This is a genomic window from Actinoplanes sp. SE50/110, from assembly GCF_900119315.1.
GTDB lineage: Bacteria > Actinomycetota > Actinomycetes > Mycobacteriales > Micromonosporaceae > Actinoplanes.
This window is the reverse complement of the sequence record NZ_LT827010.1, coordinates 5,031,285-5,046,266: the sequence shown is the minus strand read 5'-3', so window position 1 is coordinate 5,046,266 and position 14,982 is coordinate 5,031,285. Positions and strand designations below refer to the sequence as shown.

Annotated in this window: 19 protein-coding genes; 13 read left to right on the top strand and 6 right to left on the bottom strand. The window is 72.9% G+C overall.

The window, feature by feature from the left end:
- Positions 1-2: 2 nt before the first annotated feature.
- The 3 genes from ACSP50_RS22630 to ACSP50_RS22620 form a co-directional block, all read right to left on the bottom strand.
- Positions 3-722: a trans-aconitate 2-methyltransferase gene (locus ACSP50_RS22630; protein WP_014691601.1), complete on the bottom strand. Its 720-nt coding sequence runs from the start codon at positions 720-722 to the stop codon at positions 3-5.
- Positions 723-791: 69 nt separating this feature from the next.
- Positions 792-1,571 carry a hypothetical protein gene (locus ACSP50_RS22625; protein ID WP_014691600.1) on the bottom strand — a complete coding sequence of 260 codons (780 nt, stop codon included), beginning with the start codon at positions 1,569-1,571 and terminating at the stop codon, positions 792-794.
- Positions 1,572-1,619: 48 nt separating this feature from the next.
- Positions 1,620-2,054 carry a PPOX class F420-dependent oxidoreductase gene (locus tag ACSP50_RS22620; protein WP_014691599.1) on the bottom strand — a complete coding sequence of 145 codons (435 nt, stop codon included), beginning with the start codon at positions 2,052-2,054 and terminating at the stop codon, positions 1,620-1,622.
- Between the two features lie 121 nt (positions 2,055-2,175).
- Here ACSP50_RS22620 and ACSP50_RS43090 point away from each other — a divergent pair, with 121 nt between their 5' ends.
- The 6 genes from ACSP50_RS43090 to ACSP50_RS22595 all read left to right on the top strand — a co-directional run bounded on the left by ACSP50_RS43090 (position 2,176) and on the right by ACSP50_RS22595 (position 6,481).
- Positions 2,176-2,424 (top strand): hypothetical protein, encoded by a 249-nt coding sequence (locus ACSP50_RS43090; RefSeq protein ID WP_014691598.1) that lies wholly within the window; start codon positions 2,176-2,178, stop codon positions 2,422-2,424.
- Positions 2,421-3,785 carry a PrsW family intramembrane metalloprotease gene (locus tag ACSP50_RS22615; RefSeq protein ID WP_157432793.1) on the top strand — a complete coding sequence of 455 codons (1,365 nt, stop codon included), beginning with the start codon at positions 2,421-2,423 and terminating at the stop codon, positions 3,783-3,785. The genes ACSP50_RS43090 and ACSP50_RS22615 overlap by 4 nt, the downstream gene beginning before the upstream one ends.
- On the top strand, positions 3,782-5,065 hold the full coding sequence (locus ACSP50_RS22610) for a hypothetical protein (protein ID WP_014691596.1): 1,284 nt from the start codon (positions 3,782-3,784) through the stop codon (positions 5,063-5,065). Before ACSP50_RS22615 ends, ACSP50_RS22610 begins: the two co-directional genes overlap by 4 nt.
- Positions 5,062-5,577 (top strand): DUF6301 family protein, encoded by a 516-nt coding sequence (locus ACSP50_RS22605; RefSeq protein WP_014691595.1) that lies wholly within the window; start codon positions 5,062-5,064, stop codon positions 5,575-5,577. The genes ACSP50_RS22610 and ACSP50_RS22605 overlap by 4 nt, the downstream gene beginning before the upstream one ends.
- On the top strand, positions 5,574-6,005 hold the full coding sequence (locus tag ACSP50_RS22600) for a hypothetical protein (protein WP_014691594.1): 432 nt from the start codon (positions 5,574-5,576) through the stop codon (positions 6,003-6,005). Before ACSP50_RS22605 ends, ACSP50_RS22600 begins: the two co-directional genes overlap by 4 nt.
- 155 nt (positions 6,006-6,160) lie before the next feature.
- Positions 6,161-6,481, top strand: a complete 321-nt coding sequence (locus tag ACSP50_RS22595; protein WP_014691593.1) for a hypothetical protein — start codon at positions 6,161-6,163, stop codon at positions 6,479-6,481.
- A gap of 46 nt (positions 6,482-6,527) precedes the next feature.
- Here ACSP50_RS22595 and ACSP50_RS22590 read toward each other — a convergent pair whose 3' ends face one another.
- The gene (locus ACSP50_RS22590; RefSeq protein WP_052311687.1) at positions 6,528-7,421 is read right to left on the bottom strand and encodes an alpha/beta fold hydrolase; all 894 of its coding nucleotides are present in this window, start codon (positions 7,419-7,421) and stop codon (positions 6,528-6,530) included.
- Positions 7,422-7,461: 40 nt separating this feature from the next.
- Between ACSP50_RS22590 and ACSP50_RS22585 the strand changes: the two genes are divergently transcribed.
- The 3 genes from ACSP50_RS22585 to ACSP50_RS22575 all read left to right on the top strand — a co-directional run bounded on the left by ACSP50_RS22585 (position 7,462) and on the right by ACSP50_RS22575 (position 10,103).
- On the top strand, positions 7,462-7,806 hold the full coding sequence (locus ACSP50_RS22585) for a cyclic-phosphate processing receiver domain-containing protein (protein ID WP_014691591.1): 345 nt from the start codon (positions 7,462-7,464) through the stop codon (positions 7,804-7,806).
- A 141-nt stretch (positions 7,807-7,947) separates the two neighbouring features.
- On the top strand, positions 7,948-8,442 hold the full coding sequence (locus tag ACSP50_RS22580) for an LURP-one-related/scramblase family protein (RefSeq protein WP_014691590.1): 495 nt from the start codon (positions 7,948-7,950) through the stop codon (positions 8,440-8,442).
- 8 nt (positions 8,443-8,450) lie between these two features.
- Positions 8,451-10,103, top strand: coding sequence for a diguanylate cyclase (locus ACSP50_RS22575; protein ID WP_014691589.1), 1,653 nt, complete (start codon positions 8,451-8,453; stop codon positions 10,101-10,103).
- Here the strand turns inward: ACSP50_RS22575 and ACSP50_RS22570 are convergent.
- Positions 10,071-11,270, bottom strand: a complete 1,200-nt coding sequence (locus tag ACSP50_RS22570; RefSeq protein ID WP_014691588.1) for an MFS transporter — start codon at positions 11,268-11,270, stop codon at positions 10,071-10,073. The two genes, ACSP50_RS22575 and ACSP50_RS22570, sit on opposite strands and share 33 nt — an antisense overlap.
- Before the next feature lie 56 nt (positions 11,271-11,326).
- Here ACSP50_RS22570 and ACSP50_RS22565 point away from each other — a divergent pair, with 56 nt between their 5' ends.
- A complete protein-coding gene (locus ACSP50_RS22565) occupies positions 11,327-12,286 on the top strand; it encodes a DUF5937 family protein (protein WP_052311686.1) in 960 nt (319 codons plus the stop codon).
- Here ACSP50_RS22565 and ACSP50_RS22560 read toward each other — a convergent pair.
- Positions 12,272-12,955 carry an alpha/beta fold hydrolase gene (locus ACSP50_RS22560; RefSeq protein WP_014691586.1) on the bottom strand — a complete coding sequence of 228 codons (684 nt, stop codon included), beginning with the start codon at positions 12,953-12,955 and terminating at the stop codon, positions 12,272-12,274. The genes ACSP50_RS22565 and ACSP50_RS22560 overlap by 15 nt on opposite strands.
- Before the next feature lie 63 nt (positions 12,956-13,018).
- On the opposite strand from ACSP50_RS22560, the gene ACSP50_RS22555 reads away from it, so the two are divergent.
- From ACSP50_RS22555 to ACSP50_RS22545, 3 genes are read left to right on the top strand one after another with little or no spacing between them, the layout of a single operon-like run.
- Positions 13,019-14,008 carry a YafY family protein gene (locus tag ACSP50_RS22555; protein ID WP_014691585.1) on the top strand — a complete coding sequence of 330 codons (990 nt, stop codon included), beginning with the start codon at positions 13,019-13,021 and terminating at the stop codon, positions 14,006-14,008.
- A gap of 13 nt (positions 14,009-14,021) precedes the next feature.
- Complete coding sequence (locus ACSP50_RS22550; RefSeq protein WP_014691584.1) at positions 14,022-14,348, top strand: hypothetical protein; 327 nt, start codon at positions 14,022-14,024, stop codon at positions 14,346-14,348.
- Positions 14,348-14,905, top strand: coding sequence for a hypothetical protein (locus ACSP50_RS22545; RefSeq protein ID WP_014691583.1), 558 nt, complete (start codon positions 14,348-14,350; stop codon positions 14,903-14,905). The genes ACSP50_RS22550 and ACSP50_RS22545 overlap by 1 nt, the downstream gene beginning before the upstream one ends.
- Positions 14,906-14,982: the final 77 nt, after the last annotated feature.

Here is a 14,982-nt window from a genome sequence, read left to right as displayed (position 1 = left end):
AACTATCCCGTCGACACGTTTATGCCCGTCGGTCCGCGCCCGGCGAACCGGTAGTACGAGTCCACCGCCGGCTGCCCGGTGTAGTTGGCCCCGGCCCGGTCGTCGGCACCCAGATACTCGCCGGGAATCTCCCACTTGCGCGGCCCGGTGCAGCTGATCCGTCGGCGGCGGCCGTCGTAGTCGAAGCCGGCCTGCCGCAGCCGCCCGACGAGCCGGCGCCCGGCCGGCCGCCCGTCCGCCAGCCGCACGCCGCCCAGATCGAGATCGGCGACGAACCGCCCACCCGGCGCCAGCCAGCGGGCCACCCGGACCAGCATGCCCAGCTTGTCGCCCACGTAATGCAGCCCGTGCACACAGGTGATCAGGTCGAACGCCCGGTCCGGCGCCCAGTCCTCCAGCGGCGCCGCCACGAACGTCACCCCGTCGGCGGCCCCGGCGAAGGCGTCCACCAGATCCACGCCGATCAGCGTCGCCGCGCCCCGGAGCCGGCCGGCGGCCTGCAGCAGCGCCCGGCCGCTGCCGCAGCACAGGTCCAGCCAGGCGGGGTCCGGCCCGGTCAGGTGGCCCACCGGATCGAAGCCGAGCACCCGGGCGTAGCTGTTGACGCCGGTGAGCCGACGGTCCCGGTTCATCGCGTTGTTCGCCCCCACCGAGGAGGCGTGCAGCGCCCGCTGATCGAGCAGTCGCGCCCTCGCGGTGTCACCGGCCGGGAACTCGCTCATGTACCGATCATGACGCAGGGATCGGCGGGGCCGGCATCGGCGTACCGCCGCCATCGGGTGGTGATCCGGTCAGACGGCGGCGAAGCGGGCGGCGAAGGCGACCGCCTTCATGTCGCCCTGCCGCAGCCGGGCGGCGATCTCCGTCTCGCCGATCGTCTCCAGGGTGCGGGCCGCGGTGGTGATCGCCGCCGGTTCGCCGCGCAGCAGGCTGCGGGCGAAGCGGGCCTGGGTGGAGCGCAGCGTGGCGAACGCGCACATGTCCAGGGCGGCGACGAAGTCGTCGTTCAGCGTGCCGGCCAGCGCGTGCTCGACCACCAGGTCCCGCAGCCACTCCGGCCAGTAGCCGTAGCGGCCGAGCAGCCGGCCGGCGTGGATCGCCTCGGTCGGGGTGCGGCCGGCGTTCAGCAGATTCGCGGTGACGTTGACGTCCAGCTGCGCGACCCGCAACGCGGACACGAAGATGCGCAGCAGGACGACCGCGCCGACCCGGGGTTCGATCTCGGCGGCCGCGCGCGCGTAGTCGCCGCCGATCACCCAGGACACCGCCTCGGCCTCGAGCAGGGTGGCCCGGTCGACGTCCCGGTCCGCGAGCCGCTCGATGGTCTCGCGGAGCCGGGCCGCCGCCTTGTCGTAGCGGTCGCGAAGGCCCTCGCTGCCCGGTCTGTTGCGGTACGCGATGGCGATGTCGGAGGCGATGTCCGCCTCCCGCTGCAGCAGCTGCGACACGATCTTGGGCAGCAACAGCTCGGTCAGGCCGGTGGTCAGGATGGCCTCGTCGAACCGCTCGGTAGCGGTCTGGAACTGCTGCCACCACTCGACCGGATGCGTCGCGGACTGCTCGATGGGCATGACCGCTCCATCGGCCGCCACCCGGGCGTCCCAAGCGTTTCCCGGGGCTCAATCCGCGGTGATCGCCTGTCCGTAGACGTGCGTCACCCTCAGCGCGAGCAGCACCCGCCGGTCGTCGACCATTACCCGCCGGTACTGCGCCCAGTCCGGGTGCTCGCCGGCCGCCCGGCGGAAGTAGTCGACCAGCGCCTCCACCTCCGGGCCGTGCGGGTCGGTGCCCGGGCCGATCAGCGTGGCGACCCCGTCGGCGGTCGCCCAGGACCGGCCGTCGGCGCTGGTCACCGAGATCGACCCGCGCGGGTCGCGGCGCAGGTTGGCGGTCTTGGCCCGGCCCTCGGTCATCGACACGAAGATCGTTCCGGCGTCCCGGTCGTAGAAGGGCAGGATCGGCGACAGCTGCGGGCGGCCGTCCCTGCGCAGGGTGGCGAGAATCCCGAGGCGGCTTCCCGCGATCAGCGCGTGCGGATCGAAATCGGTGGTCATGTCTGTCGCCAAGTCGCGGCGCCGGGCCGGTATTCCGGCATGGGACAACGTGATGCGTCGATGTCCGGTATGGTCCGGGACCTGTGTTCCGGTCTCGGGCAGAAGGGGACTGTGTGGCGCGATGGACATCGACAACCGCAAATCCTGGCGCACGCTGCTGGTAGCGGGCGTCGTCGGCCTGGTGGCCGCCGCGATCGGGGTGGGCGTCGGGGTCGGCGTCGAGCCGCACCGGCCGACCGCGGACGACCTGTCCCGCATCCCGGGCCTGCCGTCGTTCCCGGCGCTGCCCAGCGGATTCCCCACCGACTTCCCGAATCTGCCCGACCTCCCGAATCTGCCCGACCTCCCGAACCTCCCAGGTGGATCATGAGGATGCTCCCGTTGCGCTTCCTGCAGGCGGTGGCCGTTCTCAACGGCATCTACGCCGTGCACGTGCTGATCGACGCGCTCTCCCCGCACGCCGACGGCGACCCGGCCATCGGCATCCTCGGCGACCTGTGGCCCACCCTGCTCAAAGCCACCTTCTGGGCGGCCGTCACCGGCTGGGTCGTCGCGGGTGGCATCCTCGTCTGGGCGCGCTCACGCGGCCCGGTCGGCCCCCGCGAGCAGTGGATCGCCGCCGGCGCGCTGATCCTGCCGTTCGCCGTTTACACGCTCGGCATCGTCGCGCCGCACCCGGGTACGCTGCTGCTCTGCCTGCCGAGCACCGCGTTCGGGCTGTGGACCGCGGTCCGCTTCCAGCGCTGGCGGCGGCTGCCGCTGCGCCTCGTGCTCGCCTGCTTCGCCTGGGGTGCGGTGATCGCCTCCGGGTTCGCCGCGGCGTGCAACACCCTGGTGATGGAGTACCTGGTCGACTACGTCGGCGGCCTCGACATGATCAAGACGATGCACGACGTCTATTTCGGGCTGTTCCTCAACGCCGGCTTCGGCGAGGAGTTCGGCAAGGGATGCGCGCTGTTCCTGGCGTATGTGCTGTTCCGCAGCCGCTTCGACGGGCCGGTCACCGGGGTGGTGCTCGGTGCCGCGGTCGGGCTCGGCTTCAACCTGTCCGAGACCGTGGAGTACATGACCCACCAGGGCGGCGCCGGATACCAGTACTTCGTCCGGCAGTCGGTCGGGCTGATGGCCGCGCACACCGCGTTCTCCGCGCTGCTCGGCGCCGGCTTCGGGGTGGCCGCGCTGCTCCCCGAACGCCGTGACCGCGCGCTCGCCATCGCCGGCGGCTACCTCGGCGCCGCCGGCTCCCACTTCATGAACAACGTGGTCTTCAGCGCGCTGTCCCGCGGCGACATCACCCTGCCGTTCACACCCGGCCCGACGGTGGCCCTGCTCCTGCTCACCCCGCTGTACCTGGCCGTACTGCAGGGGCCGGCCGTCGTGCTCTATCTGACCCTGATGCGGCAGGGGGTGCGCGGGCAGGGCAACCGGCTGCGCGGCCGGATCAGGGACGAGGCGCGGCAGCCGTACGGCGTGATCAGCGACCGGGAGCTGACCCTGCTGCTCGACCCGCGCAAACGGGGCTGGCTGCGGCTGACCACCCTCCGGCGGTACGGGTGGGCGGCGTACCGGGCGCTCGGGCAGTTGCAGGCCGCGCAGTACGAGGTGGCCGCCCTGCGCGACGAGCATCCCGGCGAAGCGAAGGAGCACCGGGCCCGGGCCCGCCGATTCCGGTCCGACCTGCGTGCCGCCACCGCGGTGCGGCGCGCCGAGCCCGCGGGAGCGCCGGCATGACGACACGGTTGCGGCGACGCCTGATGTGGTGTGCCGGGACGCTCGGCGTGTCCGGCTTCCTGCTGCTGATCGCGCCGACACCGGCGTACGCGGCCTGCGCGCCCTCGTATCAGGAGGTGCCGGGACAGCCGCCGGCCGGCGATGCGAGCTGCGGTGGCGACGCGGCCGCGGCGGCCGGCGTGGTGCTCCTGCTGGCCGGGGCGGTCGGCTCGGTCGCCGTGCCGCTCGCCCGGGCCGCGGGTCTGCAGGCCGGGGGTGATCCGCCGATGAGCGGCCCGGAGACCGCTTCCGAGCTGGCCCATGTGCTCGAAGGCACGGCCGAGCCGCCGCCGACCGTGCAGCTCAATAGGAGCGGTGACCCGTACGACAGCAGGACCGGCCGGTTCGTCACGAAAGAGACCGACGGCCGGCTGCGCAAGGCGGCTCCGGTCCGGGTGACGGCGTATCCGCGCCCCGCCGATTTCCCGATGATGGACCGGGCGGTCGACCGGTACGCCGTGGCCGACGGCGCCCGGACGGCGACCTACACCCGGCCGCTGCCGGCCGCCAACGGGGAGACGCTGGAGGGGCTCGGCCCGAAACTCGAGGCGATCCTCCGAGCCGCCGAGCCGGATTTCAAGGTCGACAAGACGGCCTACAGCAGCGGCCGGCGGTACGAGATGCTGAAGCAGGCGGCACGACAGCTGTTCAACAACGGCGACTACCGCACCCCCAACCGGGCCTTCGCCGCATTCCTGGAGGCCGCCGACCTGTTCCGCGAACAGCTGCAGCCCCTTTCCGAGGCCGGCACCGCGCTCGGCGTCGCCGGCGAGGAGTGGGTGGTGGCACAGGTGCTGAAGGTTCCGCCGATCACCGTCTCCGGCACCGGGACCGCGAAGTCACGGGAGTTCGACAGCGTCATCGTGAGTGACTGGCCCGAGGAGTGGGGTGCCACCTCGGCGGGGCCGGTCCTCATCCTGTGTGAGTCCAAGGGACCCACCCCCGGTCTCGGGGCGGCGAAGGTCCGACTGCCCGACGGTACGTGGACGCGTGCCCAGCAGGGCGAGGTGCACTATCTGGGTCGCACGCTGGCAGTCGACGCCAAGCTCGCGACCGCCCTGGACGCCGTCCCGGGCCGCCGGGAGCTGATCCAGCGGCTGGTCGACGCCCGCGCCATCCGGTACATCAAGGTGCGCACGCTGGAAACCGGCCGGATCGTCGTCCACGAGTTCACTCTCGATCCGGATGTTCTGCGATCCTTGGTGCTCAAGCTTCCCGAGACAGCGGAGTCCCCGTCATGAGTTTCACCCGGACCGACGATGCGGCCGTACGCGACCTGCTGACCGCCCTGCGTGACGTCCCCTGGCACTGGCGGCTCGACGAGCTCGACGACCTGGCCGCCCGACTCGGCTGGCAGATCACCGACCGCTGGGACAAGGGCGCCGAGTTCACCGTCGGCTGGCCGCTGCCCAGCCGGGGCGCGCTGCTCACCTTCTGGAAGGGCGGCGGCCGGCAGATGGACTTCGACCTGACCGCCCGCACCGACGACACCCCGGAGACCGACGCCGCCGCCGACGACGCCTTCGCCGACTTCGCCGCGATCGCCACCGACGTCCTGGGCCGTCCCGACCGGACCACTCCCGGCATCCACCCCAGCGTGGCGTGGCGCACCGCGGACTCCACCTTCGAGCTCGCCGTCTTCCTCGGCACCGTCACGCTGACCTGGTCGTCGAACGCCTACCAGCAGTTCCTCCGGGACACCACGGTGGCCGACCCGGCCGACGACGGGGACGGGGACGGGGACGACGAGTGACCGCCGACCCGTGGACCGCCCTGGCCGACCGCCTGGCCCGGCTCCTCACCCGCCGGGAAGCCGACGACTTCCTGATCCTGCACGCCGGCCCGTACTACGTGCAGTGCTATCAGGGGCCGGCCGAGTTGTACGCCGAGGCCCTCGCCAACCGCTCCGACTTCCCGCCGGTCCGCCTCCCTGCGGCCGCCGAGCAACGGCTGCGTGACCTCGGCTGGCAGCCCCCGGACGGCCCCGACGAGAACTGGACGACCCGCCTGCCGTTCCCGGCCTCGCACCGCCAGGCCCGCGCCCTCGCCGACCGGATGCTCACCACCCTGCGGGAGGTCTATCAGGTCGGCACCATCACCGACCTGCGGTACGAGGCCACCAATGCCCGCGCCGGGACACCGTGGAACGCCGCGCCCCTCGGCCTGCTCCCCGCCGGGTGATCACCGCGGCGCCCCGCACCGGAACTCTGACCGGCATCCGGCGCCGGGTGCCGGACCACCGTGCCCCGGACGTGCCTTCTCCGCGGCATTCGCCAGCAGGCCTGCGGATCGCCGATCTAGCGTGGGACTGTCAGTCGGCCTGCGTTGGAGGATCCGTGGAGTCGCTTCTGAGGACAGGGTCGCGCTTCCTTCTCGGCCTGCTGGAGGCCGCGACAGCGTACATCCTGGTATGGGCTGCGCTGGCAGCGCTGCACCGAGACGAGATAGGGCTGCCGGAATTCGGCGCCCGCCTGGAAATCCCCCTGGTGGCGCTCCTCAGTGCCGCCATCGCCGTGTTCGTCGGGCGGCGGCATGAGGACCGCGGGCATCGCAAACAGGCTGCGGGTGTGTTCTGGGGGGCCGCGCTGTTTCCTCTCGTCGTCATCCTGGTGGTCGTTCTACGCTGGTGGACGGCGTGGTCCCGAGGCGGGATCTGAACGGCGGACAGGCGCGGCCGGGGCACCGGCACCGCCCGGTGAGGGGTCACGTGGCCCGCAGGAAGTCGCGGATCCCGGCCAGCCACACCCCGGGGTTGTCGAAGTGTGCCATGTGCGCGGCCTCCGGCACCTCGACGAGGGTGCTGGCCGGCAGCGCGGCGTGCAACCGGCGGGCGACGCCGACCGGGAAGCCCATCTCCCGGGCGCCGTGCAGGATCAGCACCGGGCCGCCCCAGTCGCGCAGGACCGCCTCGGCGTCGTCGGGGCCGCCGGGCAGCAGCGCGCCCGAGGTGTACAGCCGGTTGTAGTCGCTGGTGAACCGGACCGCCGCGAGCACCCGGTGCCAGTCGTCGAGCCGGTCGAGCCGCCACACCTGCAGCGGGGCGTCGCCGTAGGCCATCGCGCGGCTCAGCGCGCCGTCCGGTCCGGTGACCAGCGGGTCGTCGAAGCCCACCGCGGTGCACAGCCGGCGCCGCGCCCGGTAGTCGGCGGACGCCGCCAACTCGTCGTCGAAGTCGGTGTACGCCGTGGTCGAGGCCAGCACGAGCCGGCGGACGACGCCGGGATGCTGCTCGACCACGCGCATCGCGATCCGGCCGCCCCAGGAGAAGCCGAGCACGTCGGCGGGACCGCTGCCGAGCGCCTCGATGAGCGCGGCGACGTCGTCGGCGAGCCGGGGCGGCTGCAGTGCGCCGTCGGGCAGGTCGCCGATCGGGGCGGTGCGCTGGCTGCGTCCGCAGCCGCGCAGGTCGAACAGGACGACGTGAGCCGTGTCGGCCAGGTCGGCGGCGGCCGGCAAAAGATAGCTGTGGTCCCAGGTGGGGCCGCCGTGGATGACCACCAGCGGCGGCAGGTCGCGGTCGCCGAACCGACGGACGAACAGGTCGACGCCGTTGAGGCGGACGACGGAACCCCGGTCGGTGACATCAGCCAGATTCACCACCGTGATCTTTCCACATCGGCCGCCGGATAATGACCGCATGATCGTGCTGATCGACGACCTGCGGTCGTTCGTGGACGGCCGGGCCGCCGAGGTGGCCCGCAGCAGCGCGGCCGGGGTGGCACTGCTCGACCGGCTCCGGGAACATCGCCTGGACGAGCTGTGGCTCGACCACGACCTGGGCGGGGAGGACACCATCTGGCCGGTGGTGGCGGTGCTGGAGCGGGCCGCCTTCGAGGAGCGGCCGTTCGACGTCGGCCTGATCCTGATCCACTCGGCGAATCCGTCCGGGGCGGCGAAGATGGGCCAGGCGCTGCGCCGCTGGGGCTATCCGGTGCGGCTGGCGGCCGGCTCCGCCGCGGTCGGCTACCGGGGCCACACGTGACGGAGGCCCTCACCCGGGGGTGGGGCCTTCGTCAGAACTCGACCGGGAACGCGGATCTCTGCCTGACGAACCCGGGCGGCTACTGCACTCGACAGTGCCCCGACGACCCCGGGGGTTAAACCCGGGGAGCACAATCGCGGGATGTATGTGATCAGGGAACGCTTCTTCGCCATCGGCGACGACTTCGACGTGCTGGACGAGAACGGCGCGAAGGTCTACCGGGTGGACGGCAAGGTGCTCAGCCTGCGCAACAAGGTGGTCATCGAGGATCCGGCCGGGGACGAGGTGGCCACGGTGCATCGGCACCTGGTGTCGCTGCGACCGACGTACGAGATCCGGATCGGCGGCGAGAAGGCCGCCGAGGTCCGCAAGAAGCTCTTCACCCCGTTCCGGGACAGATTCACCATCGACGTGCCCGGGCCGGACGACCTGGAGATGAAGGGTGACCTGCTCGATCACGAGTATGTGATCGAGCAGGGCGGCGAGGAGGTGGCCGCGGTCTCCAAGCGCTGGCTCACCATCCGGGACACCTATGCGGTCCGGGTGGCCGCGGGCATCGATCCGCTGCTTATCATCGGCAGTGCGCTGGCGCTCGATCTCGCGCTGGAGCGCGGTGTGCAGGACGACGAGGACTGAGCTCAAGGATGGCGGTCGCCCGGTCGATGAGCCAGGGCATGGAGGCCAGCGCAACGCCCGCCGGCGCCGCGGCGCGCGGCGCGGCGCTGGACCGCGCCCTGACCACGCTCGAGGAACAACCGCGGTACGGGATGAACCTCGACGAGTGGATCTCCCGGGCGATCGACCTGGAGGCCGCCGCCGACCGGCTGGGCCGCGCTGACCTGGCGTTGCGCGCGCAGCTGGTGCGGGCCGACATCGTCGGCCGGCGCGGCGACGTGATCAGCAGCGGACGGATCTGCCGGCACGTGCACCGATGGGCGGTCGAGCACGGCGACCAGCGTCTGCTCGCGCTCAGCCACCTGCGGCTGTCGCCGTATTTCGGGCAGCTCGGCGACTATCCGACCGCCCTGGAGCACGCGCTCGGCGCGAACCGGGCGACGTCCGCGCTGGGCGGGGCGGCCTCGGCGTACCTGCGATGGCGGTGTGCCATGGCGCTCGCCGACGCGCTGGCCGACGTCGGTGACCTGGACGGCGCCCGGGCGCGGTATGCCGAGGCGGCCCGGGTGTCGGTGATCCTGGGCGACATCCGGGCGCGGATCCGGGTGTTCAACAACCTGGCGTACACCGAGTTCCAGGCCGGTGGGACCGACGCCGCGCAGGAGGCGGTGGAGCGGCTGCTGCGGCTGGCCGCCGACCACGAGTTGACCCTGGACTACAACACGCTGGACACGGTCGCGTCGGTGCAGCTGGCCGCCGGTCGGTACGCGGACGCGATCGCCACCCTGCAGCCGGCGCTGGACGACGCCTTCGCCGCGGCGTACGAGGAGGCCGGCTCCCGCGCCCAGGGACTGGTCACGCTCTGCCAGGTGTATCGGCTGGCCGGGGATCTGACCAGCGCGCAGGACGCCATCGACCGGTGCCGGGCGCTGTGCGAGAGCCGCGGCCTGTCCGGGGTGGCCGTCGACGTGCGCCGCGAGCAGGCGGAGATCTGGGCGGCGGCCGGCCGGTTCGCCGAAGCCCTCGACGAGTACAAGCTGTTCCACGCCGCGGCGATGGCGTTGAACTCCGGGGAGCGGGACGCCCGGGCGCAGACCCTGCACGCGATGTACGAGGCGGACGAGGCCCGCCGGGCCGGTGCCCGGGCCCGGGAGCTGTCCCTGCGCGACCCGCTGACCGGCCTGTTCAACCGGCGGTTCGTCGACGCGGAACTCCCGGTGCTGCTCGCCCAGGCGATCGAGACGCGGACCCCGCTGTCGGTCGCGTTGATCGACCTGGACCACTTCAAACGGATCAACGACACCTGTTCGCACGAGGCCGGTGACCGGGTCCTGCGGATGGTCGCCGATCTGCTCACCGGGGTGGCCGGGCTGGCCCGGGAGGCGTTCGCGGCCCGGCTCGGCGGCGAGGAGTTCCTGCTGGTGTTGCCCGGCGCGGCGGCGGGCAGCGCGTTCGCCTGGGCGGAACGGCTGCGCGAGGCGGTCCGCGGGCACGACTGGGCGCCGGTCACCGGGGACCTGCCGGTGACCGCGAGCATCGGGGTGGCCACGGTCGCGCCCGATCGGGACACCCAGGAGGCGCTGCTGCGCCAGGCCGACGTGCATCTGTACGCCGCCAAGGAGGCGGGCCGCGACCGGACCGCCGACGGCTCAGCCACGATGCCGGCCCGCCAGGCGTCCTGAGGCCACGCCCGCCAGCCGGTCGGTGCCGACGCCCGCGGTCAGGAACATCGCGGCGAGCAGCAGCCAGCCCGGTGCGCCGTGCGCGATCCCGGTACCGGTCACCACCAGCGGCGCGAGCATCGTCCCGGCCGCGAAACCGGTCTGGCTGACACCCTGGTAGCCACCCGGACTGGCCGGATCGGCGAGCTCGAACGCCAGCGACCAGGCACCCGCCTCGGAGAGCACCTCCGCAGCGCTCGCCGTCAGCACCGCCAGGATCAGCACGCCGACCGCGGCCGCCGCCGGCAACGGGCCCGCCGCGGCATAGAAGACGCAGGTCAGGACCAGGAGAACCGACGAGCACAGGACGGTACGCCCGGCCGTGCGCACGTCCGTGACCAGACGAGCCGCCGGTACCTGGAAGACCGCGACCAGGACCGTGTTGAGCACGAGCAGCAGCGCGACCGTGGCGGCCGGGGCGCGCGTGTGACCGGTCACCCAGAGTGGCATCCCGACGGTGAGCAGGCCGAACTGGACGGTCAGGAGCCCGTAGAGGGCGGCGATGACGACGTACCGTCCATCCTTGAGCGGTGTCCGCATCGACGGCCGGGAGGTGCTCGCGGCCCGACGTGGCGGCAGGCCGCGCAGCGGCATGATCGAAGCCAGCACCAGCGCGGACGCCGCGAGCATGGCGATCCGGTAGCCGGTGGCGGTGCCGTCGGCGAGCGCGGCGGTGGCGGCGGCCGAGCCGAGCCCGACGAAGACGTTGGTGACCACCCGCAGACGCGCCCGCACGGTGATCCTTTCCGGACCGGTGCAGTGCAGCGCGACGAGCGTCGCCTGCGCGGTCCGCTGTGCGCCCTGCGCGCCGACCGCGGCCGCGGCGACCACGAAGAAGGACATCGGGTTACCGGCTCGGCAGTACGCGGCGAGCGCCACGCCCTGCACCAGGGTGGCCGCCGCGAGGACCCGATGGGCGCCGGCCCGGTCGGCCAGCCAGCCGGCGCCGAACGCGGCGGCCATGCCGCACCCGCCGGCGAGGGTCAGGCCGAGGCCGACGGTGGCCGGGGACAGGCCGAGCACGGAGGTGAAGAACAGCGCGCTGACGGCGAACAACACCCCCTTGGCCAGCGAGGAAGCGGCGATCGAGAGGGTGAGGGCACGGACGATGGGAGAAGCGGGAGTCACGCACCGGTTGTCTCAGGCCCCGGCGGGTGGCCGCGAACGATGTAGCGTTCCGCTTCATGGTGGTGCGGTATCAGCTCGGCGGACGGGATCTCGGGCGGGTGCGGTTCGCGGTGTCGCCCCTGCACGAGCTGGTGCTGTCGCTGCACGCGTGGCGCGATCCGGGGCGGTATCCGCTGCAGCTGCCGTGGATCCGGGAGATGCGTGGGGCGATCGACGGGCTCGACGCGGAGCTCCTGATCCAGCTCGTCAATGATGAATTGTGGACACCGGATTTCCTCACGCCGCGTCCCTGGTCGCCCCTGACCCGGCTGGAGGACGAGTGGGAGGTGGTACGTCGTACGCCCGCCGTCGTTGTTGATCGTGAATTGCGCGCACTGCACGGAGGGTTGCCCGCGGCGTTGCGCGGAGACGACGTGCTCGCCCGGATCGTGGACGCGCTGACCGGATACTGGGAGATCTGCTTTGCGCCGCACTGGCCGCGGATGCGGGCGCTGCTGGAGGCGGACGTGACCTACCGCGGCCGGGAGATCGCGCAGCACGGGCTGGCCCGGATGCTCGGCGGGCTCGCCGGGCGGGTCCGGCTCACCGGCGACACCGTCGAGGTGTTCCCGCGCGCGGCGCTCGATTACACGGCGCCCGCGACCGACGGTCTGACGCTGGTGCCGACGATGTGGACGACCAGCGCCGCCGTGCCGTTGCGGGCCGACCGGCCACCGATGATCAGCTATTTGGCGCGGGGACTCGGCACCCTGTGGGAGCCGCAGCCGCTGCCCGCGCCCGGAGCACTCGCCGGGCTGATCGGGGTGCCCCGTGCCGGGCTGCTGGTCCAGCTCGCGGTACCCGCGTCGTCGACCGAGCTGGCGGCGCGGCTCGGCGTGACGGTGCCCGCGGCCAACCAGCATCTGCGGGCGTTGCGGGCAGCCGGGTTGCTGGTCAGCGCCCGGCACGGGCGGTCGGTGCTGTATCGGCGGTCGGACCTCGGGGACCGGCTGGTGGCGTCCTCAGCCGCCGGCTAGGAGGGCGGCCAGCTCGGCCGGCCGGGTCAGCATCGGCCAGTGCCCGGAATCGATGTCGACCAGCTCGACGTGCTTGGCCCGGGCCAGCTCCGGCACCTCACCGGCGGCGATCCACTCCCGGGCCTGATCGGCGGTGAACTCGGGGCAGACCACGACCACCGGGACGTCGAAGCGGCGGTCGTCGGTGAGCCGGACCACGCCCCCGGCCACCGCCTCCGGGACCGGGATCGCGGCGGCCGCGAACGCCTGCCGGGCCGACTCGTCGAGGTCGGCGGAGTCCGGACCGTCGAACGCGGTCCAGCCGGGAAACGGCATGACCCCGTCGACGATCGGGAAGAAGTCGGCGTACGGCCGGTTGTCGGCGCAGGGGAAACCGCCGATCAGCACCACCCGGGACACCCGGCCGGGGCGGGCGTCGGCGGCCATCCAGGCCAGGGTGCAGGCCGCGGAATGGCCCACCACCACCGAACGGCCGGGTGCCGCGTCGACCGTGGCCAGGACCGCGGCCAGCTGATCGGCGAGGGTCGCCGAGCTGTTGCCGTCGCCCTGACCCGGCAGGGTGACCGGCACCGGGTGACGGCCCCGGGCCGTCAGGCCGGCGGCGACACCGGTCCACGCCGTCGGGTCGAGCCAGAGACCACCGAGAAGCACGATCTGATCCGCATTCATGGAGGCACCGTAGAGGGGATTCCGGACGATCCGCTTCCGGTACCGTCCTCTACTGTTCTCGTTGTGCCGACCGGACCCGGCCCCACCGCGCGGGCCCTGCGCACCCTGGAGATCCTGCAGGCACGTCCGGGGATCACCGCCGGCCGACTGGCCGCGCTGCTGGGGGTGACCGATCGGGCGGCGCGGCGCTACGTCGAGATCCTGCGCGAGGCGGGCATACCGGTCACCTCCGTGCGCGGGCCCTACGGCGGGTACCGGCTCGGCCGCGGGACCCGGCTGCCGCCGGTCGTGTTCACCCAGGAACAGGCACTGGGGCTGGTGATGGCGGTGCTGGACGGGCAGCCGGCGGCCATCGACGCGGACGACCTCGTGGGGGAGGCGCTGAGCAGGGTGATCCGGGCGCTGCCCGGGCGTGTGGGGGAGCAGGCGGCGGCGTTGCGGGCCTACGCCTCGGCGACGCCGGACCGGAACGCGGTGCGGGCTGACCCGGCGATCACCGGCGAGCTGGTCGCCGCGGTGGCCGAGCGACGGCGGGTGCTGGTGGGCTACCGGAGTGAGCGTGGGCGGGAGCAGGAGACCGAGGTCGACCCCTGGGCGGTGGTGGTCCGGTACGGGCGCTGGTATCTGCTGTGCCACTCGCACCGGGCCGCGGCCACCCGAACATTGCGGATCGACCGGTTGTTCGCGGTCGAGCGGTTGGAGCGGGGATTCATCCCGCCGGAGGGGTTGGATCCGGTCGCGGCGCTGGAGGCGAACCTGGGGGCCGGGTGGAAATATCCGACATGTGTGCGGTTCCATGCGTCGCTCGCGGAGGTCGCCCCGTGGATCCGGGGGCCGATGGGACGCCTGGAAGCGGACGGGGACCGGTGCGTGCTGATCGGGACCACCCGGAATCCCGCGATGTACGCACAGGAGTGGCTGGCGGCCATTCCCTTCGACTTCACCGTGGAGGGTGGTCCTGAGCTGCAGGCCGCGGTGGCCGCGGTCGCCGCGCGGTTCGGTGCGGCCGTCTCGCCGGCCGCCGCGCCCGGCGAAAATGTCGGGGGGTCCTGAGAGGATTTCTCACGTGCAGACACCAGCGATGGTCGGCGCGGCGCGGGAGCGTGCGCGCGCGGCCGGATTCACGATGTCGTCCGAGGACGGCTGCGGGCGGTTGCTCGCCGGGGCGGTGCGGCGCGGCGGGAGATGGATCGATCTGGACAACACCGTCGCGGCGTCGACGCCCGGCGGTGTGCTGCTGGTCGACGACCTGCAGCCGGAGCAGTGGGGGAGTGCGGATCATGAGCGGTTCACCGGTGAGGTGGCGGCGGCGTTGCGCGGGCATCCGGGGCTGACCGCGGTGGAGATCTCCTGGAGCAGTGGTGTGATCCTGTGCTCGCGGCGGGGTGCGTGATGGTCGGGTTCGAGATGGACGCGGGTGCGCTCAGTGAGGACGAGCGGGCTTTCGTGGCGACGACGCGGTCGGCGCTGTCTGCCGACGTGTCCGGATTCGTCGGGCGGGTCGGTGGGCGGCTGCTCGTGGGGGTGTCGGTCGTCGACCGGATCCCCGGGCGGCATCCGGTGACCGTGCTGATGATCGGCGTGCACTACGGCGACGGGCAGGTGCTCGGCGGTCGGCTGGATCACGAGGACTACGCACTGCTCGGCGAGGCGCGCTTCGAGGCGGGCGGTCCGGCCGGTGAGCTGGGGCGCGCGGCGGGCGAGTGGTTGGCTGACGTGCTGGGCCGGCCGGTGGCTCTGTACTGCTGGATGCGGGACGGGCAGGCGGTCGCCTGTCAGTACCGGTTCGCGGACACCGGCGAGGTGCTGCTGCGGTCGGGGACGCCGCGGCCGGGGGCGCCCGACATCGTGGTGCCGATCCGCGGCGATGTCTCGGGCATTCCGCTGCCGGTGGGTGCCGTGCTGTCCGGGGAGCGGCCGGCCGTCACCGGGGTCTGGCGGGAGGGGTGATCGCCCGGCATTGACCCGGCCTGGCCGCGCGGGAGGGAGCCGGGATCGCCGCCCGGCCCGCTCACGACTTCGGTCTG